Annotated in this window: 30 protein-coding genes and 1 tRNA gene; 29 read left to right on the forward strand and 2 right to left on the reverse strand. The window is 34.3% G+C overall.

Features of this window, described 5'->3' with window-relative positions; all coding sequences use genetic code 11:
• The first annotated feature begins 696 nt into the window (after positions 1 to 696).
• The 5 genes from bioB (at position 697) to C6989_RS09710 (ending at position 5571) form a co-directional block, all read left to right on the forward strand.
• Positions 697 to 1674: a biotin synthase BioB gene (gene bioB, locus C6989_RS09690; protein WP_182127005.1), complete on the forward strand. Its 978-nt coding sequence runs from the start codon at positions 697 to 699 to the stop codon at positions 1672 to 1674.
• Positions 1649 to 2788 carry an aminotransferase class I/II-fold pyridoxal phosphate-dependent enzyme gene (locus C6989_RS09695; protein ID WP_148703424.1) on the forward strand — a complete coding sequence of 380 codons (1140 nt, stop codon included), beginning with the start codon at positions 1649 to 1651 and terminating at the stop codon, positions 2786 to 2788. The genes bioB and C6989_RS09695 overlap by 26 nt, the downstream gene beginning before the upstream one ends.
• 201 nt (positions 2789 to 2989) lie before the next feature.
• Positions 2990 to 3724, forward strand: coding sequence for a cytochrome c biogenesis CcdA family protein (locus C6989_RS09700; protein WP_148703425.1), 735 nt, complete (start codon positions 2990 to 2992; stop codon positions 3722 to 3724).
• Between the two features lie 4 nt (positions 3725 to 3728).
• Complete coding sequence (locus C6989_RS09705) at positions 3729 to 4829, forward strand: redoxin family protein (protein WP_182127006.1); 1101 nt, start codon at positions 3729 to 3731, stop codon at positions 4827 to 4829.
• Positions 4830 to 4920: 91 nt separating this feature from the next.
• Positions 4921 to 5571, forward strand: a complete 651-nt coding sequence (locus C6989_RS09710; RefSeq protein ID WP_148703427.1) for a Snf7 family protein — start codon at positions 4921 to 4923, stop codon at positions 5569 to 5571.
• On the opposite strand, the gene C6989_RS09715 is transcribed toward C6989_RS09710, so the two are convergent.
• Positions 5564 to 5905: a hypothetical protein gene (locus tag C6989_RS09715; protein ID WP_182127007.1), complete on the reverse strand. Its 342-nt coding sequence runs from the start codon at positions 5903 to 5905 to the stop codon at positions 5564 to 5566. The two genes, C6989_RS09710 and C6989_RS09715, sit on opposite strands and share 8 nt — an antisense overlap.
• 232 nt (positions 5906 to 6137) lie before the next feature.
• The gene (locus C6989_RS09720; RefSeq protein WP_182127008.1) at positions 6138 to 6554 is read right to left on the reverse strand and encodes a DUF371 domain-containing protein; all 417 of its coding nucleotides are present in this window, start codon (positions 6552 to 6554) and stop codon (positions 6138 to 6140) included.
• A 52-nt stretch (positions 6555 to 6606) separates the two neighbouring features.
• Between C6989_RS09720 and psmA the strand changes: the two genes are divergently transcribed.
• From psmA to C6989_RS09840, 24 genes are all read left to right on the forward strand, one after another.
• Positions 6607 to 7344 (forward strand): archaeal proteasome endopeptidase complex subunit alpha, encoded by a 738-nt coding sequence (gene psmA / locus C6989_RS09725; protein WP_148703430.1) that lies wholly within the window; start codon positions 6607 to 6609, stop codon positions 7342 to 7344.
• A gap of 31 nt (positions 7345 to 7375) precedes the next feature.
• Complete coding sequence (locus tag C6989_RS09730) at positions 7376 to 8188, forward strand: putative RNA uridine N3 methyltransferase (protein ID WP_148703431.1); 813 nt, start codon at positions 7376 to 7378, stop codon at positions 8186 to 8188.
• A 205-nt stretch (positions 8189 to 8393) separates the two neighbouring features.
• Complete coding sequence (locus tag C6989_RS09735) at positions 8394 to 9389, forward strand: 50S ribosomal protein L3 (protein WP_148703432.1); 996 nt, start codon at positions 8394 to 8396, stop codon at positions 9387 to 9389.
• Positions 9386 to 10201 (forward strand): 50S ribosomal protein L4, encoded by an 816-nt coding sequence (gene rplD, locus C6989_RS09740; protein WP_182127009.1) that lies wholly within the window; start codon positions 9386 to 9388, stop codon positions 10199 to 10201. The genes C6989_RS09735 and rplD overlap by 4 nt, the downstream gene beginning before the upstream one ends.
• A complete protein-coding gene (locus C6989_RS09745) occupies positions 10198 to 10464 on the forward strand; it encodes a 50S ribosomal protein L23 (RefSeq protein ID WP_148703434.1) in 267 nt (88 codons plus the stop codon). The genes rplD and C6989_RS09745 overlap by 4 nt, the downstream gene beginning before the upstream one ends.
• A 27-nt stretch (positions 10465 to 10491) precedes the next feature.
• The gene (locus tag C6989_RS09750) at positions 10492 to 10887 is read left to right on the forward strand and encodes a 30S ribosomal protein S19 (RefSeq protein WP_182127010.1); all 396 of its coding nucleotides are present in this window, start codon (positions 10492 to 10494) and stop codon (positions 10885 to 10887) included.
• A gap of 5 nt (positions 10888 to 10892) precedes the next feature.
• Positions 10893 to 11351 carry a 50S ribosomal protein L22 gene (locus C6989_RS09755; RefSeq protein ID WP_148703436.1) on the forward strand — a complete coding sequence of 153 codons (459 nt, stop codon included), beginning with the start codon at positions 10893 to 10895 and terminating at the stop codon, positions 11349 to 11351.
• 2 nt (positions 11352 to 11353) lie between these two features.
• Positions 11354 to 12109 (forward strand): 30S ribosomal protein S3, encoded by a 756-nt coding sequence (locus tag C6989_RS09760; RefSeq protein WP_148703437.1) that lies wholly within the window; start codon positions 11354 to 11356, stop codon positions 12107 to 12109.
• Positions 12106 to 12312 carry a 50S ribosomal protein L29 gene (rpmC, locus tag C6989_RS09765; protein ID WP_148703438.1) on the forward strand — a complete coding sequence of 69 codons (207 nt, stop codon included), beginning with the start codon at positions 12106 to 12108 and terminating at the stop codon, positions 12310 to 12312. The genes C6989_RS09760 and rpmC overlap by 4 nt, the downstream gene beginning before the upstream one ends.
• Positions 12309 to 12575 (forward strand): ribonuclease P protein component 1, encoded by a 267-nt coding sequence (locus tag C6989_RS09770; RefSeq protein WP_182127011.1) that lies wholly within the window; start codon positions 12309 to 12311, stop codon positions 12573 to 12575. Before rpmC ends, C6989_RS09770 begins: the two co-directional genes overlap by 4 nt.
• Positions 12572 to 12895 carry a 30S ribosomal protein S17 gene (locus C6989_RS09775; RefSeq protein ID WP_148703440.1) on the forward strand — a complete coding sequence of 108 codons (324 nt, stop codon included), beginning with the start codon at positions 12572 to 12574 and terminating at the stop codon, positions 12893 to 12895. Before C6989_RS09770 ends, C6989_RS09775 begins: the two co-directional genes overlap by 4 nt.
• On the forward strand, positions 12895 to 13317 hold the full coding sequence (locus tag C6989_RS09780; protein ID WP_148703441.1) for a 50S ribosomal protein L14: 423 nt from the start codon (positions 12895 to 12897) through the stop codon (positions 13315 to 13317). The genes C6989_RS09775 and C6989_RS09780 overlap by 1 nt, the downstream gene beginning before the upstream one ends.
• Positions 13318 to 13321: 4 nt before the next feature.
• Complete coding sequence (gene rplX, locus C6989_RS09785) at positions 13322 to 13810, forward strand: 50S ribosomal protein L24 (RefSeq protein ID WP_182127012.1); 489 nt, start codon at positions 13322 to 13324, stop codon at positions 13808 to 13810.
• Positions 13810 to 14526, forward strand: a complete 717-nt coding sequence (locus C6989_RS09790; RefSeq protein ID WP_182127013.1) for a 30S ribosomal protein S4e — start codon at positions 13810 to 13812, stop codon at positions 14524 to 14526. The genes rplX and C6989_RS09790 overlap by 1 nt, the downstream gene beginning before the upstream one ends.
• Before the next feature lie 4 nt (positions 14527 to 14530).
• Positions 14531 to 15052: a 50S ribosomal protein L5 gene (locus C6989_RS09795; protein WP_148703444.1), complete on the forward strand. Its 522-nt coding sequence runs from the start codon at positions 14531 to 14533 to the stop codon at positions 15050 to 15052.
• Complete coding sequence (locus C6989_RS09800) at positions 15052 to 15231, forward strand: 30S ribosomal protein S14 (RefSeq protein WP_014963151.1); 180 nt, start codon at positions 15052 to 15054, stop codon at positions 15229 to 15231. Before C6989_RS09795 ends, C6989_RS09800 begins: the two co-directional genes overlap by 1 nt.
• A 4-nt stretch (positions 15232 to 15235) precedes the next feature.
• On the forward strand, positions 15236 to 15628 hold the full coding sequence (locus C6989_RS09805; protein WP_148703445.1) for a 30S ribosomal protein S8: 393 nt from the start codon (positions 15236 to 15238) through the stop codon (positions 15626 to 15628).
• A complete protein-coding gene (locus tag C6989_RS09810) occupies positions 15618 to 16175 on the forward strand; it encodes a 50S ribosomal protein L6 (RefSeq protein WP_148703446.1) in 558 nt (185 codons plus the stop codon). The genes C6989_RS09805 and C6989_RS09810 overlap by 11 nt, the downstream gene beginning before the upstream one ends.
• A gap of 16 nt (positions 16176 to 16191) precedes the next feature.
• Positions 16192 to 16479 carry a hypothetical protein gene (locus C6989_RS09815; protein ID WP_148703447.1) on the forward strand — a complete coding sequence of 96 codons (288 nt, stop codon included), beginning with the start codon at positions 16192 to 16194 and terminating at the stop codon, positions 16477 to 16479.
• Positions 16480 to 16550: 71 nt separating this feature from the next.
• A tRNA-Asn gene (locus C6989_RS09820) sits at positions 16551 to 16627 on the forward strand.
• Between the two features lie 188 nt (positions 16628 to 16815).
• Positions 16816 to 17064 carry a hypothetical protein gene (locus C6989_RS09825; RefSeq protein WP_141975656.1) on the forward strand — a complete coding sequence of 83 codons (249 nt, stop codon included), beginning with the start codon at positions 16816 to 16818 and terminating at the stop codon, positions 17062 to 17064.
• A 9-nt stretch (positions 17065 to 17073) separates the two neighbouring features.
• The gene (locus C6989_RS09830) at positions 17074 to 17301 is read left to right on the forward strand and encodes a hypothetical protein (RefSeq protein ID WP_148703448.1); all 228 of its coding nucleotides are present in this window, start codon (positions 17074 to 17076) and stop codon (positions 17299 to 17301) included.
• A gap of 124 nt (positions 17302 to 17425) precedes the next feature.
• Positions 17426 to 17875, forward strand: a complete 450-nt coding sequence (locus C6989_RS09835) for a DUF2299 family protein (RefSeq protein WP_182127014.1) — start codon at positions 17426 to 17428, stop codon at positions 17873 to 17875.
• Between the two features lie 61 nt (positions 17876 to 17936).
• Positions 17937 to 18089: a hypothetical protein gene (locus C6989_RS09840; RefSeq protein ID WP_160272889.1), complete on the forward strand. Its 153-nt coding sequence runs from the start codon at positions 17937 to 17939 to the stop codon at positions 18087 to 18089.
• Positions 18090 to 18140 lie beyond the last annotated feature (51 nt).

Here is an 18140-nt window from a genome sequence, read left to right on the forward strand (position 1 = left end):
ATGCGAACACGTGATCCTAAGTATAGAAAATACATGTATGCTTTGATGGGTGTATGCTCTGCAGTAATTTTGTTAGTAAACATGTAATGTGTGATGAATTCTGCAAAAGATACAAGGCTGAAAGTAATGATCTTGTAAGAGATGTACTGATTTTTCAAAATAAAATATTTTCAGAATTTAGTCTTGAAATTCATTAGTTATTCTTTACAAATGAATATCTTTAATGTAATTTTTACGTGTAAAATAATGAAGGACATGAGATATCTTGACAAGTCACCTCTAGCCCTTGTAATTTGATTTGACTCTTACAACTAAAAATAATTTCATGATGGGATTTAGTGATTATCTAAATGAATTTAGAAAAGAAGAGAATTATTGAATAAATCATCATATCATAATGGGTAAAATCCATTTGTATGAAAAAAATACAAAATCAAAATTAGAATTTTTGTTGAATAACTAGAATTCATGCGTGGCCAATTCTCGCTAAACAGTATTTGGCGTGCAAGCCAATCTACATCCATTTTTTCCCAAAATATAGTTGGGCATATTGGATAAAATTATTGAAAATAACTTTTTTAAAACCTGTGTTAACCCCCTATAGCATGGAGGTTAACGCTTTTCTAAGTTCATAGCAATAAAGGGAAATTTTTGACTACCTTCATTGTTATAAATGGAAAACATAAACAAAAGATCATGAGTGTTGTGAATTTCATAAAAGAGTGCCAGGAAAAAGTATTCTCAGGAAATCATATCACAGCAGAGGATGCTGAAAAATTACTAAACATCCCAGAGGAAAACCTCAAAGATTTGGCAAGATGTGCAAATGAGATTACTCGAGATTTTAATGGAGAAAAAGTAGATGTTGAGCAATTAAACAATATTAAAAAAAATGCATGTAGTGAAGATTGTACATTTTGTGGACAATCTGCATTCTTTGACACCGGAATTGAGACATACCAATTGCCCTCACCTGAAGAAGTAGTATCTAAAGCTCAAAAAGCAAAAGATGAGGGCGCAGAATCATATTGTCTTGTAGCAGCGTGGCGTGAACCATCAAAAACAGATTTTGAAAAAGTTTGTAAAATAATTACTGAGATAAATGACAAAGTTGGAATTAGTGTTGAATGTAGTTTAGGGTTTCTTACAAAAAAGCAAGCTGCAAAATTAAAAGAACTTAAAGTAAAAAGATACAATCATAATTTAGAGACAGCAAAATCAAAATTTCCAGAGATTTGTACAACTCATACATATGATGACCGGCTAAAGACATTAGGCATCGCGAGGGATGCAGGTTTAGAGTTATGTACGGGTGGAATCATAGGAATGGGTGAAACAAGAGCACAGAGATTAGAACTAACATTAGAACTTGCAAGACTGTATCCTGAAGAAGTTACAATTAACATACTTGTTCCAGTTCCAGGAACACCACTTGAACTTCAAACAGATTTACCAAACTCTGAAATTGTAAGAATGTTTTCAGTGATCAGATTTCTATTGCCTGAATCAGTTATCAAAATTTCTGGAGGCAGAGAAACTCAACTAGAGGATTCAGGTGAAGAGTTACTACAAAGCGGAGCAAATGGAATCATTACAGCAGGGTATCTTACCATGGGAGGTAATGAGGCCAAAAAAGACCGTAAAATGATTGAAAAAATTGGCCTCCAGGCATAAACTTGACTTTGTCGATGCAGAGTTGCAAGCAATAAAGCAAAACAATCTCTATCGAGAATTACGATATGGGAAAGCTCAAGGCTCCCACATCACAATTAATGGAAAAAAATTAATCAATTTATGCTCAAATGACTATCTAGGAATTCCTACAACAAGGATTCAAGTGAGTCAACTCCAATCAAGTTCTAGACTTGTATCAGGCAATGACGAGTCATACAAAAAATTAGAAAAAATTCTTGCAAAACACAAATCACAGCAAAACAGTTTGATTTATCCTACAGGATACATGGCAAACCTGGGTTCAATTTCAGCAATTGCAAGAAAAGGAGACTTGATTCTAAGTGATGAGTTAAACCATACAAGCATTATTGAATCATGTAAGTTATCAGATGCAAGAGTTCTAGTTTACAAGCATAATGACATAAAAGATTTGCAAACAAAATTAAAACAAAAAGGAAAAAACAAGTTTGTAATCACTGAGGGAATATTTAGTATGGATGGAGACATGTCAAAACTAAAACAAATCACAGAGATATCTCAAAAAACAGATGCAATTACAATAGTAGATGATGCACATGGAGACTTTGTAATAGGAAAAGACGGAAAGGGAACACCAAATTATTTTAATGTTGGAAAAAAGATTGACATGTATATTAGTAGTCTAAGCAAAGGACTAGGATCATTTGGAGGATACGTTGCAGCAAAAAACAATGTAATTGACTTGTGCATAAACAGATCAAAATCATTTATCTATACATCAGCACTTCCTTCATTTTTAGTAGAATATTCATTAAAAAGATTCAATTCAAATAGAGAAAAACAAAAACTGAAACTAGAAAAAAACACAAAAAAATTAACAAAAGGACTCAAAGAGATTGGTTTTAAAATAAACTCAAAATCTCAAATCATACCAATTATTATCGGAAATGAGAAATCCGCAATGGACTTTGGGAAATTCTTATTTGAAAATGGGGTATTTGCTCAGCCAATTCGATACCCAACAGTTCCAAAAAACCAGGCAAGGCTTAGAATATCGGTAACTGCATGGCTAAAAGACAAGGATATTGAAAAATCGCTTGAAATATTCAAAAAGGCATACTTGAAATTTTGCTAATTATCTCATAGCGTCAAAGCCACCAAACATTGGAGACCCAATTAGAACAGCAGCCACAACGATTAGTCCTAAAACAACTCCAACTACTATGAATCGCTTGTTCATGCCAAAATTTGGTATAACCCAGTTAAAAACGGATTGTATCGACATATGATAAAAATCTGGAAGAATGCTTTAATGGAAAAATTGTAAATCTAGTGTGTGACAGAAATAACACTAGCAGTTGCAGCATTAGCAGGATTAAGCTCATTTGTAGCTCCGTGCATATTACCAATGATTCCTGCATTTCTTGCATATATCTCAGGAACTACTCTTTCAGAATTGAATCAAAAAGATGGAATAAAAACAGTATCAATTAACAGATCAAACATCATTTTAAATTCAGTATTTTTCGTGTTAGGTTTCTCTGTAGTGTTTTCCACATTAGGAGTTATAATTAACAGTACACTGTCATCATCATCAGGCGAACTAGTAGAAGGACTCAATCAGATAGGAGGAGCAATCATAGTAGCATTTGGCATATTCTTGCTTCTTTCAATGAAAATAAACAAACTAAACATGGAAAAAAAATTCTTTCCAAAAAGAGCAAAAGCAAGTTATCCAATGTCATTTGTTTTTGGTTTAGCATTTGCAGCAGGATGGACACCATGTGTAGGACCAATACTAGGAACAATACTTACACTTGCAGCAACAACGCCATCAGTTGCATTTAATCTACTACTAGTATACTCATTTGGATTAGGAATTCCATTTATTTTGATTGGTGTGTTTTATTCAAGAGCAAACAAAATTATTTGCTCAATGAGTAAGCATCTAAAATATTACAATATTGTTTTAGGTGGATTTATTGTGATTTTAGGAGTTCTAGTATACACAAATCAACTAGCATATATTGCCAACTTTCCACTTCTCAATGAATTATTATTTCTAGGGTAATAAAATGAAATCAGAAATTAAAACAGCAGTCATTTTGGCGGTAGCCATAGGTATGGGAATAGCTGCAATAAGCATATCATTTTCTACACTTGATGAGACAAATGTCTCAAACATTACCAATCAAGATACTAGTAAAATAGACAAATCAGGATTCAAAATGGCTCCTGACTTGGTAGGTATTGCACACTATCTGAATACAACACCTGAAGAACTGTCTCAAGAGATGGAGGGAAAAATTGTGTTATATGATATTTGGACATATAGTTGCATTAATTGCATCAGAACACTTCCATATATCACAGCATGGGATGACAAATATTCTGATCAAGGATTATTAATTATTGGAGTTCATTCTCCTGAATTTGAATTTGAAAAAGATCCTGAAAATGTAAAAATGTCAATTGACAAACATGGAATAGACTATCCAGTTGTAATGGATAACGATATGGAAACATGGAAAGCATTTGAAAACAGATACTGGCCAAGAAAATACATTGCAGACCATGAAGGATATATCAGATATGATCATATTGGCGAAGGAGGATACCAAGAAACTGAAAAAGTGATTCAGCAATTACTAAAAGAAAGATCAGATGCATTAGGAATTCAAACTACATTAGCTTCATCGCTAGTAGATATTGAAGAGTTTGAGCATACATTGTTTAGAACACCAGAATTGTACTTTGGGTACTACTTTGCACAAAATAGAAATCAGTTAGGTAGTGAAGAAGGATTCCAACCAGGAAAAACAGTAGTGTATGAAGAATCAGAAAAAATTGAACTACATAAATTCTATCCAATAGGGACTTGGAAAAATAACAAGGACAACATGGAGTTAATTTCAGATGCTGGAAAAATCAAATTGTTATACAATGCAAAGGAAGTAAACATTGTTACTGCAAGTAATGCCGAGTTGGAGATTTTTCTTGACGGGGAAGAATTGCCTGAACAATATTCTGGAACAGACATACAAACAAGAAACATTCTAAGGGTTTCAGAGCCAGGGTTGTATAACATTATCAGCAATGAGGATAGTGCATCCCACGTATTAGAAATCAAAGTTACTGGTTCTGGCTTTGAAATATTCACATTTACCTTCGGGTAGTGTAACCATAACTGTCTGTCACTCCAGTTACACTAGCTGCAGTGACAAATCTCTTTAAAACAAAATTTTTGACCAATATCGAGAATCAGATATGCTAAGCAATTCTTGGAATAAATCACAGGGAGAAAGTATTTCCCAAAAAGTAATGGGAAAGGTACGACCTGATGAACCATTAAAGAATAAAATTGACTTTGCACAGAAAAAATTACAATTTCAAATTTCAAAATTAGAAGGAATAAATGAAAAACTTAGAGTAAAACATGATCAGATTTTTGATAAAATAGTTGTGGCTCACAAAAATAACAAGAATGCCTATGCACAAGCATATGCAAACGAATTGGCACAAGTAAGAAAGATGAAAAATATGGTAAGTGGTGCCAAACTTTCAATGGAGCAAGTAAAACTTAGACTAGATACAGTTTCAGAATTAGGAGACGTGGTAGTTACCCTTAGTCCTTGTATGTCAATTATCAAGGGATTGGCTCCATCACTTAATGGAATTATGCCAGAGGCAAATGCATCAATGCAAGACTTGTCATCAATACTCGGAGATGTAATGTCAGGCTCATCAATGGAATTAGGAGATACTATGAATGTGGGTGCAGAAACTAATGCAGACACACTAGCAATATTAGAAGAAGCACAAGGTGTTATTTCAGGTCAAACAAAAGCTTCTATTCCAGATGTCCCTGATACACTCAAACAACAAATTGTTGAAAGAAAATCCGACGTTTTCATTTAGATTTCTTTTTACTTTTTTGAATTAGAATTTTCTTTATTCTAGAAATTGTTGGATAGCTGTATCCGCGTCTTCTATAATTTGCAATCATCATCTTCCAATTTTTTAATCTCCATTGAGCTTGTTCAGTAGTTACAGAGTGAACTTCTTTTTGGATAATGCTTTTTCTTCCAACCTTTAGAGTTCCTGCATCTTTTGCAGACCATCTATTTTTTGCAAATTTTAATCCAGTAAGAATTTCATCAACAGGCATTTCTTTGAAATAATCTTTGAGTTTTTTTAATTCTAAATCAGTAGGTTTTGCAGAAATAGGTAACTCAATAGTAGGTTTTGCCATGAAGCATCTATTGAGTTGTGCTTTAAGAGAATCTTGCTAAACCAGAATTAACTAAAGCTAGAAAATATTGAGTCAACAAGGCAAAGAAACAAGAGCATTTTTGCACAATGTCATATACATTCCAGCACCAATAATCAGGGTAGCAAATGCAGCCAGAGGTATCAAAATAAAGAAATTAGTTTTACGACCCATTAAACAAAATACAGTTGATGCCTATAAAATTGTCACAGTTTTAATCAACTGTAATGGCAAAAGTACCTTTAGTTTTTGGATCTTGTAACAATGAAACCATTTTTCTAGGTAGTAAATCAGATGCCTTATCACAATTTACTGCAAGGGTTCTAGGACATACAAAATCGCTTTTTCTAATTACAATGTCATCAGTGTGTGAAAGGATAAGATCAGGGTGTCCTTTTCCCTCTACAGTGAAATTATGATCTCCAACACTAATGGAAAATGTAATAATTGAGTTAGAATTTTTGAGTTTATCTTTTAGATTTTGAGGCAAATCTGCACATGCGTAATTTGCACAAACTCCAATGATGCAATCGCCTTGCGGAGTCAAATGAGAATCTTTTGTAATCTCTATAGTCTTTTGATGATTTGATCTAATATTTTCATGGCCTGAAAATTCAATTTCGAATCTCACGGCAAATTAGATAGGCTAGACTTAAATTAAACTTTCAGAGCATTTGAATCAAATGCTTCCTGCACAACAAGGTTATGATAGAGCAATTACAGTATTTTCGCCAGATGGCAGGTTATACCAAGTAGAATATGCAATTGAGACTGTAAGAAGAGGAACAATTGCAGTTGGTATCAAATGTAAAGATGGCATCGTAATTGCAGTAGAAGAAAAGCCACGCAAATTGCAAATTTCTACAAATGCACAGAAAATTTTCCAAATTGATGATCATGTAGGAGTTGCAGCTGCAGGATATATCCCAGATGCAAGAAGTCAAGTTGACAATGCACGATTCTTTTCTCAAAGTAACAAAATGATTTATGATGAACCAGTAGAGGTTGAAACGATTGCTAAACACTTAGCTGATCAATCTCAACAATATACACAATATGCAGGAGTAAGACCATTTGGTGTTGCATTAATTCTTGGCGGAGTAGTTAACAACAACCCACAATTGTATTTGACTGATCCAAGTGGAACATACATCTCTTATGATGCAATTGCAATTGGTTCAGGTTCTGATCAAGTAACTGACTTTTTAGAAAAAACATACAAAAAAGATCTTTCGTTAGAAGATGCGTCAGCATTAGCTGCAGCAGGAATTTATCTATCAAGTGAAGATAAGGAGGGAACTAGTCATATCAGAATGGCACATATCAAAACAGATACTGGTTTGTATGAAATAGTTTCAGAAGAGCAGATTGCAAACTATGCAAACACTGCCAAAGAAAAATATCCACACGACAAAAATTAATTGTTTTATCTGTTTGTGAGACTCGATTATAGTGAAATTATCTGTTGCAATTCCTGAATCGTCGTTATCAGATGAATCATTAAAGATAGACAAGACTAGAAAAATTTCAGTACTGGCAAGAGCATGTGCAATTTTCAAAGTTGATACAATCTATGTTTACCAAGAAGGAAACAACAAACAAGATGGAAATCTCATGATTATGATTTTAAAATATCTAGAAACACCTCAGTTTTTGCGAAGAAGAATGTTTCCAAAAATGAATGATTTAAAATTTGCAGGAGTGTTACAACCATTAAAAATTCCTAGCCACATAACACCTGCAAACCCAAAAAAAATCAACAGAGGAGATGTCAGAGAAGGAATAGTCGTTAGTGTAAAGGGAAAAAGATTTGTAGATGTGGGCATAAATCAACTAATTCCATTTTTTGGAAAAACTTCAATTGGTAAAAGAGTAACAATTCAATTCAAAGAAGGACATCCAAATTTTTCAGTTAAAGAGATTAACAAAAGTGAGGCACCAGCATATTGGGGATATTCTGTAAAAGAAAGAGCAAATCTCTTCTCAGTACTATCAGAATGGAAGGGAAACATAATACTTACATCAAGAAAAGGCAAGACTGCAACAAAAGAACAAATTGCAAAATATACAAAATCAGATCAACCAACACTGGTTGTGTTTGGCTCTCCAGAGAAAGGAATTCATGAGATCCTAGGAGGAAAGATGAAAAATGTGCAAAACGCAAAATCTCTAAACTTTTTTCCAAACCAAGCTACCCAAACAGTACGTCTAGAAGAAGCATTACTTGGAACATTATCAATAATTAATGCACAAACTACATCATAATCATGGCAGAGAGAAAAAATTTTTTGTTGTTGGCAATCGGGGTTGGAGCTGCAGGAATTATCATTGGTGGAATAACAATTTGGAATATGGTAAATGATCTCTTTAGTCCTTAATTTTTAGGCACAGTTGGTTAACCAATATTTTTTTAGTGGTTAACGACATCTCACATGGTTTAATAGAGGGTAATCGATGATGCGTTTTAGTCATGGGTGCTAGAAAAAGACATTCACCACGTAGAGGAAGCCTTGCGTATTCACCTAGAGTACGTGCCAAAAGCATGGAGGCAAGAATACGTGCATGGCCAAAGTTAGATTCTGAAGAACCAAAAATTTTAGCTCATTGTGGCTTCAAAGCAGGATGTGTTCAAATTGTCAGTATTGATGATCGTGAAAAAGTACCTAATGCAGGAAAACAACTAGTAAGTTTGGGAACAGTTCTAGTTACACCACCAGTCTTGATTTTGGGAATTAGAGGTTATTCAAAAGATCATGATGGACTACATGCAGAGTTTGATGTTTATGCAGAAGATATTCCAAAAAACATTGCCAAAGAGATTTCACTAAAAAACAAACAAGAAAATGCAATAGAGAATGCAGAAAAAAGTTTGAAAAAAATTAAAGAAATTTTTGCCATTGTTGCAGTATCACCAAGTGCTGCAGGATTAGAACAAAAGAAACCATACATCTTTGAAGCTTCAGTTAGTGGAGGAGACATACCAAAACAATTTACACATGTTAAAGAATTACTTGGAAAAGAAATTAAGATTGATCAGATTTTTGAAACCGGTGCAAGCGTTGATGTTGCAGCAATTACAAAAGGCAAAGGTTGGCAAGGTGTTTTGAAAAGATGGAACGTAAAGAAGAAGCAACACAAATCAAGAAAGACCGTTAGAGAAGTTGGTTCACTAGGTCCAATCTCCCCACAAAGTGTCATGTATACTGTTCCAAGAGCAGGACAATTTGGATTCCATCAAAGAATAGAATACGACAAAAGAATTATGATTATGGGCAATACAGATGACGATAAACTAAAGATAAATCCAGATGGAGGATACAAACATTTTGGTTTAGTTAAAGGAGATTTCATCATTCTAAAAGGTTCAGTTCCTGGAACATATAGAAGATTAATCAAACTAAGAAGTCAAATCAGAAATGTTCCAGCCAAAGTTAACAAACCAAATATCTTGGAGGTAGTAGTATGACTAAAACAGCAGTATACGCAACAACTGGAACCAAAGACGGAGAAGTAGAACTCCCACCAGTATTTGCAACACCATTTAGAAGAGAATTGATTCACAAAGCTTTCACTAATCTAACATCACACAAATTCCAACCACAAGGAAGACATCCAACTGCAGGCCAAGACGTAGTTGCAGATTCTAATGATCCGCCAACAGGTCAAGGGGTATCTCGTGTAGCAAGAGCACGAGGTGGTGGTGGCGGAAGACAAGGACAAGGTGCAGAAGTAGCATCAACTAGAGGTGGAAGACAGGCACATCCACCTATTGTTGAGAAAGTAATTTACAAAAAATTAAACAAAAAAGAAAAAAAGTTAGCATTATGTTCTGCAATTGCAGCAACAGCATCAAAAGACAGAGTAGAATCAAGAGGTCATAAGGTAGAAGGAATCGAATCATTTCCAATTGTAGTTTCAGACGACATTGAAGCAGTATCTAAAACAAGTGAAATTTCCAAAATACTAGATTCATTAAAACTAACACAAGATCTACAAAGATTACAATCAAGAAAACCACGTTCTGGTCAATCAAGACTCAGAGGAAGAAGTAAAAAAGTTGGAAAGAGCGTGTTGTTTGTAACTAAAGATTCATCAAATATATCAAAAGCAATTGGCGCACTTCCAGGTGTAGAGGCAACAAGTGTTAAAGATTTGAGCGTATTAGATTTAGCTCCGGGTTCAGACCCAATTAGATTAACCGTTTATTCCAAATCCGCAATAGAAGAAATTGGAAAAATAAAATCAACACATCTAGAGGTAATGGCGAAAGTACAATGAATGTAGATCAAGCAAGCAAAATCATAATCAAACCATACATTACTGAAAAGACATTTGCAATGGTGGAAAGTGAAAGTAAGATTTGCTTCATAGTAGATAGATCAGCAAGCAAACCAGAAATCGCTGATGCAGTTAACACACTATACAAAGAAAAAGTCACTAACGTCAATACAGCTAGAACAATATATGGCAAGAAAGCATTTGTTCAGTTTGAAAATACAGAAAAAGCAAGAGACCTCGCAACAAAGATAGGAATGCTATAATAGGGAGATTGAAGGTGAAGAACAAAAATGGTTAAAGAATTTTCATACAGAGGAATTCCAAAAGAAGAGTTAGAGAATATGTCATTAGAAAAATTATTCCAATTATTCAATGCAAGACAAAGAAGATCACTTACCAGAGGAATTAATGATGGTAAAAGAAAATTAATTGAAGAGATCAAAACTGCAAAAGCAGGCAAATTAAAAAATCCAATCAAGACCCATGTCAGAGATTTGATTATCCTACCATACATGGTAGATGTTACAGTAAATGTTTTCTCAGGAAAGGAATTCAAACCAGTTCTAATTAGAACTGAGATGATTGGCCATTATTTGGGAGAATATGTCATAACAAACAAGAAGGTTTCACACGGTGCACCGGGTGTCGGCGCATCAAGATCCAGCCTCTATGTGCCATTGAAGTGATTATTATGGGTAGATTCGATTACGCTTTTCAAAATTATGATGCAACAAGACACGTACGTTCATCATTAAGAGAAAAAGATATCTCACATAAGCACGCAAGAGAAGTAGCAGTTGCAATCAAAGGATTGTCAATTGAAAAAGCAAGAGACTACTTACAATCTGTCGTTCACAAAGACAGAGCAATTGCATTTAGAAGATACAAGAATCAAGTCGGACACAAAGGTGATCCTGGAATGATGGCAGGACGTTACCCACAAAAAACAGCAAAAGAATTCATCAAAGTTTTAGATAATTTAGAATCAAATGCAGAATACAAAGGAATGGATTTAGATAGATTAAAAATTGTAAACGCAACTGTTCACAAAGGGGTTCTGATAAAAAGATTCATACCAAGAGCAATGGGTAGAGCAACTCCAAAGAACAATGTATTGACTCACGTAGAATTGGTGGCCCAGGAGATTTAGAAATGTCGTCAGTCAAGAATGTAATTAAAGACAACTACAACATGATGCTTCTCAAAGATTATCTTAGAGAAGCAATCAAAGAAGCTGGATTTTCACATGCAGAAATTTCAAAGACACCAACAGGTACAAGAGTTGCACTTCATGTTACAAGACCAGGAATAGTTATCGGAAGAAAAGGTTCAGGAATCAGAGACCTTACAGATAAACTTGCAACTGATTTTGGATTAAAGAATCCACAGATTTCTGTAGTGGAAATTGAAAAGCCAGAGTTATCACCAAGTGTAATGTGTAATAGAATGGCCTCACATCTTGAAAGAGGAACTGCGTTTAGAAGAGCGACTATGTGGACACTAAAACAAATTATGGAAAATGGCGCAATGGGCGTTCAAATTACAATTTCAGGTAAACTAAGAGGTGATCGTTCAGCTTTTGAGAAACATACTGCAGGAATCTTACCACGGGCAGGTCACCATGCAGAAGTAATAGTTGCTGAAGACATTGCACATGTCAATACAGCAATGGGATTAATTGGAATCAGAATTAGAATTGCAAGAAAAGAAAAATTTGTTCCAGAATTTGAGATGAAAACGGAGAAACCAAAGAAAGCTAAACAGGTCAAAGATGCAGATACTGGTAAGATGAGAGATGAAACTGCTGCTGAAAAGAAAGCAAGAACAGAATCAGAACAAATTGCACTAGAAGAAGAAAAAATGAAAGAACTTGAGACATTAGAAGAAGAGGAGGCAAAACTCAAATGACAAGAATTAGTATGAAGACAATCAAGAATCTAAATGAAAAAGATCTAAAAAGTAAGATTCAAGAATCACGAAGTGAACTTTCAAAACTTAGAGTTGATGCAGCTAAAGGTACATTAAGAAAAGAAAGCGGCAAACTAAAACCACTACGACACGACATTGCAAGAATGCTCACTAGATTAAACGAGATGAAGAAAGAGAAATGATTACAGCAGACAACATAACAGCACATGAATTTATTGGATTAAACACACAGATTGTTGAATCAACCAATCCACAAGTAATAGGATTAAATGGAACAATTGAAAATGAAACAAAATCAATGTTCACAATTAACACAGAAAATGGAAAAAAATCCATTGCAAAATCTATAAGTAATTGGAAATTCTCAATTGAAAATAACGATATAATTGTAAAAGGATCAAAGATTGCAAAAAGACCGTTTGATAGAATAGGAGCAAAGGCATGACTAGAGATATTGGATTAAAAGTAAAAGCACCAGAGAGAGAATGTACAGATAAGAATTGTCCTTTCCACGGAGGATTGGCAATTAGAGGTAAACTCTTTGATGGCAAAGTAACAGGAAGTAAAGCAAAACAGACCATCACCTTACAAAAAGACGCACCAATTTACTTTAATAAATTCAAAAGGTATGCAAGAGGAAAAAGCAGTATTCATGCTCACGTCCCAGGATGTCTTGATGTAGAATCAGGAGATAAAGTATTGACTGCAGAATGCAGACCAATATCAAAATCAGTGTCCTATGTGGTAGTGGAGGTTAGATCATAATGGCAAAGCAAGCAGGTAAGGGAGTAGAAGAATTCCGCCCATATGTAACTAAAGTTATTCCAGTCGGAGCAAATATTGTATGTGCAGATAATTCTGGCGCTAAAATTTTAGAAGTAATTAACGTTCCAAGGCACAAAACAAGAGCATCAAGACTCCCATCAGCATCAGTTGGAGATTTTTGTAATGTTGTTGTAAAGAAAGGTCCAGCTGAATTAAGAAAACAAGTGTATGGTGCAGTTATAATTAGACAAAAATATGCAATTCGCAGATTAAATGGTGTAAGAGTTTGTTTTGAAGACAACGCAGCAGTACTAATCACTCCAGAAGGAGAAACAAAAGGAACAGACATCAAAGGACCAGTAGCAGCAGAAGCTTCAGAGAAATGGCCAAGAGTAGCTAACTTGGCATCAATGGTGGTATAATAAAATGAAACCAACAAAAATGCGTAACAAGATGATTTATCGTGCATCATACAAGACAAAAAGTAGGCAACTTGGAAGTGCATTATCAAAAGATCTACATAAAAAATATGGAAAAAGAAGTGTCAGAGTAGTTGAAGGAGACAGCATAACTATTCTTAGAGGAGAATTCAAAGGCGTAGATGGCAAAATTTCAGAAGTATCTACAGAAAAAAGCAGTGTTGCCATTGAAGGAGTAAAGAAAGAAAAAACCAAAGGTGACAAATTTGATGTTTTTATTCACACCTCAAATCTGCTTGTCACATCATTAAACACGTCAGACAAATGGAGAATAGCAAAGTTGGAAGGTAAAGATCCAACAAATCTACCTAAAGAGACACCAAAAGCTGCTGAAGAAACCGCTCAAGATACATCAAAGAAAGAAGAGTCACAGAAAACAGATACTAAAGAAACAAAAGTGGAGAAAGAACCACAAAAAAAGGAAGATGAGAATTAATGGTAAGCATTTCAGGTAGTAAAAAACTCAAACGACAAATGGCCCCTCAATTCTGGGGAATTACAAGAAAAGACAAAAGATTTGTAATTACGGTAAGACCAGGCCCTCACAAAAAGGATCATTCAGTACCTACAGCAGTATTTCTTAGAGACATGTTAAAGATTGTCACAAGTCTTAGAGAAGCAAAAACTGCAATCTATTCTGGAAAAGTAAAGATTGATGGAGTTGTTAGAAAATCATTACATCACGCAATTGGATTAATGGATGTAGTAGAACTAGAAAATGTTCCAGATGTTTATCGTCTTGTGCCAACAGAAGGTAAGCTGCTAAAACCAATCAAAATTAACGATTCAGAAAAAACTAAAAAACTTGTTAGAGTTATCAGTAAAACTACAATTAACAAAGGAAAAATGCAAATAGGATTCCATGATGGGCGTTCAACAATTTCAGATACCAAAGTCAATGTTGGAGATGTATGTTTAATTCAAGTTCCAGATCAAAAAATTCTTGAAGTAATTAAATTAGAAACAGGAAACCATGGATTAGTCACACGTGGAATTAACGCAGGCCAGATTGGAAAGATTGAAAGTATTGAAGAAGGCACATTCATCCTTCCAAAAAGAGTTATTCTGTCTTTAGGAGATAGAAAAATCGAAATTCCAGCAGACATCATCATGCCAATAGGAAAAGAGGAACCAATAATTCAATTAAAGTGATCATATGTCTCAAACAACAGAATCCCCAATGAAAAAAATCTCTTTAGAGAAAGTAGTACTAAACATGGGAGTTGGTAAATCTGGAGATGTAATTGACATTGCAAGAAGAGCATTAGAACAAATTTCTGGTAAAAAACCATCAGCACGTAACGCAAAAGAAACACAAAGAGATTGGGGAGTAAGAAAAGGAGAACCAATTGGAGTTGCAGTTACAATTCGCGGTGATGATGCAAAAGAATTATTGAAAAGATTACTTGAAGCAAAAGGAAATACTGTAAATGGAAGATCATTTGATAATTTTGGAAATTATTCATTTGGAATTAAAGAACATATTGATATTCCAGGTGTGAAATATGAACCATCAATTGGAATTTTAGGTCTTGGAATTTCAGTTACACTAACTAGGCCAGGTTATGGAATTAGAAGAAGAAGCAAACACAAAGCAAGTGTTGGTAAATCTCACATTATTACAAATCAAGAAGCAAAGGATTATCTAGTAAAAGAGTTTGGAGTGACGGTAGCATAATGGCAAAAGATAGATCATACGAATTTACAGGTAGAAAAAAGCACGATTTTGGCAGAGGTTCAAGATGGTGTAAAAGATGCGGAGACTATACAGCGGTTATACAAAAATACGACTTGATGTTATGCAGACGATGCTTTAGAGAAGTAGCAACATCTCTTGGATTTAGGAAAAATAGGTGATATCATGCCAGCAACTAACATTTTAGCAAATCTATTTGTCACATTATACAATAACGAAACAAGAAGAAAAGGAGAGTGTACAATACTTCCAACTTCAAAATTGGGAATTGAAGTTCTCAAAACACTTCAAAAAGATGGATACATTGGAGAATTCGAACATATTGATGATAAAAGAGGAGGAAAATTCAAAATCAAATTATTGGCAAAGATTACAAAATGTGGTGCAATTTCACCTAGATTCAAAGTAAAAACTGATGAGTTTAACAATTGGGAACAGCAATACTTGCCAGCATACGATAGAGGAATGCTTCTTGTTACAACTAACCAGGGAGTAATGTCACATCATGATGCAGCACAGAAAGGAATTGGGGGATTTTTGATAGGATATGTCTACTAGTCAACTTGAAAAAATGCAAGATCAGGTGGAAATCCCAGAGGGAGTCAAAGTTACACAAAATAAACACATGTTATTGTTTGAAGGTCCACTAGGAAAAACACACAAAAGTTTTCGAAACATTCCAGTCAAAATTGACATTTCAGATAATAAAGTAAATCTCAAAACAATTGGTGAGAGAAAAAGAGATTATGCAATTTTACACACTGCAAGATCAATAATTAGAAATATTTGTGAAGGTCTCGTAGAAGGATATACAATAAAGATGAAAGTTGTTTTTGCACACTTTCCAATCACAGTAAAAGTTGAAGGAAAAAAAATTCTAATTGAAAATTATCAAGGAGAAAGAGCACCAAGAACTACACACATCATGGGAAATACAAAAGTAATTCCTAAAGGTGAAGACGTAATTCTCACAGGAGAAGTTTGGACAGACATTACCCAAACTGCAGCTAATATAGAATTAAAAACCAAAGTAAAGAATAAAGATCACAGAGTTTTCCTAGACGGCATCTATGTCTATGAAAAGAAAAAAGGCATAGAAAAGTAGATTTTAGTTTTTTCTAATGACCCTAGATCCTGAATTTGCCAAACAAACAACTGATTTAATTCAACAGACTTTAGAATTATACAAAAAATCAGGAGCTTCACCAAGAGTAGGAGAAGTTTGGGATTGTGAAAAAATTGGTGATTTTTTGTGTGGTTTTTTTGTTGGCGAAATGGTAGGTTCTGCACTTAGTGCATTTCAAGTTGTTCATCAAAGAGAACCTACTGCTGATGAGCACTTGGAAATAATTGAACTAGTAGAAAGTCATTCAAAAGAAATCAAAGAATTTTTTGCCAAATTTAACTAATCTACTATAACTTTGGTCTAAATTGTATAGTCGCAAGGATTAAATCACTTTTACCGAGGTACAAACATGTTGCCGCCCTAGCTCAGCGTGGTAGAGCATCCGACTGTTAATCGGACGGTCGTCAGTTCAAGTCTGATGGGCGGCGCCACTTATTTCTAAACTCGAGTTTTGAAACATTTTATTTTGATTGTGTTAACATATTACAAGGAGTGAAAAAATAATATTTCTAAATTCGAATTTAGAAATATTGATCGGTTGACAGTAATTGGTTTACACTATTAGACAACATAGATCTAATAGATGATCGCATATTTAGAATAATGCAGGAGGTTTACATTGGTCAGAACTAGAAGGGCCAACAGATATTGTGTTGACTGTGGCGCAAGACTAGTGTATTACCCAAGATTATCAAACCCAAAAGCACCGAATGAACATCGCGTACTAGTTTATGCATGTCCAGATTGCACAGATGATTTTGAAAAACCAAAAATGTTCTCAATTAAACGAAACCAAGTAGAAGATCCATTAGAAACTGTTGAGATAGAAATTACACAGTTACAGAAAAAAGCAGCTACTGCAAAATAATTTTAGGAAATGACATATCCAGAAAGACAAAGAAGTAATCTATGGTTTTTGTTGCCAATATTTTTTGGGATAATAGGGGGGATTATTGCATATTTTATTTTGCGTAAGGATGATCCCAAAAAAGCAAAAAATTGTTTGTATGTTGGAATTGCATTAATGATTGCAGGGTTAGTTTTTAATGCAATAATTGCATCACTCATACCTGAATTTGGCCCTGGTTTCAGAGTAAACGTTTAGCAAAAATGTTTAGTTCGCAGGTAAAGATTTAGAATATTTCAAAATTCGAATTTAGAAATATTCAAAATTTAGTACTGTAATCATAAATTTAGAATCATATAGAACCACTTTGCAATAATCCATTATGAGTGCATCAAGAATGAGAGATAATGTTGAAAGATGGTTAATTCATGAGGGGTTATCCTTTGAAGATGTTAAAAATCCTGAAAATGTATTCCAGATTTTGGTAAAACATGCAGGTCCAGCAGGAGTGCCAGTAGAAATTTTTGAACCAAAGGCACAACAAGGAATCTTAGTAGTAGGATCTAAAGTGAACATGAAAAATAATCAGATTGCAAGGTATTTGGGGTTTAACGAAGAAGAGAAAGAGAAGTTTGAGAAAAAAGTAGCAGATTATTGCTATTCAATCCAGGCAATTAATAAAAATACCACAGAAGATGGGAAACGAAAGATTGGGGTTTATGCTGTGCTAGACAAAGAGGAAAACATCAATCAGCAAGGTCTGCTTGATGCATTAGACAGAGTTTCAGAAATGCATGAAAAAACTTCAAGATTTCTGATGAAGACATTCTAAGAAAATAGATGATTTATCAGTTCTACGCGGGGCTTATAACAAAAATTACCTATTTCATAATATGAAAAGAAATACAACAAAATCAAAACCAAGAGAGATTACAATTTCTACAACAGAGTTGTCAAGATTTGGTATGGGGGTAATGAGCAGAGCCCTCAAAGTAGTTAATACTGCAAAAAAAGGCAAAATTACAATCAGATTAGAGAAGCAATAAATCTCAAATTTTGTAATTTTAACAAAAGGGATTTTGTCCCTTTTTTATTAA

The organism is Nitrosopumilus sp. b2 (assembly GCF_014078535.1).
Taxonomy (GTDB): Archaea; Thermoproteota; Nitrososphaeria; order Nitrososphaerales; family Nitrosopumilaceae; genus Nitrosopumilus; species Nitrosopumilus piranensis.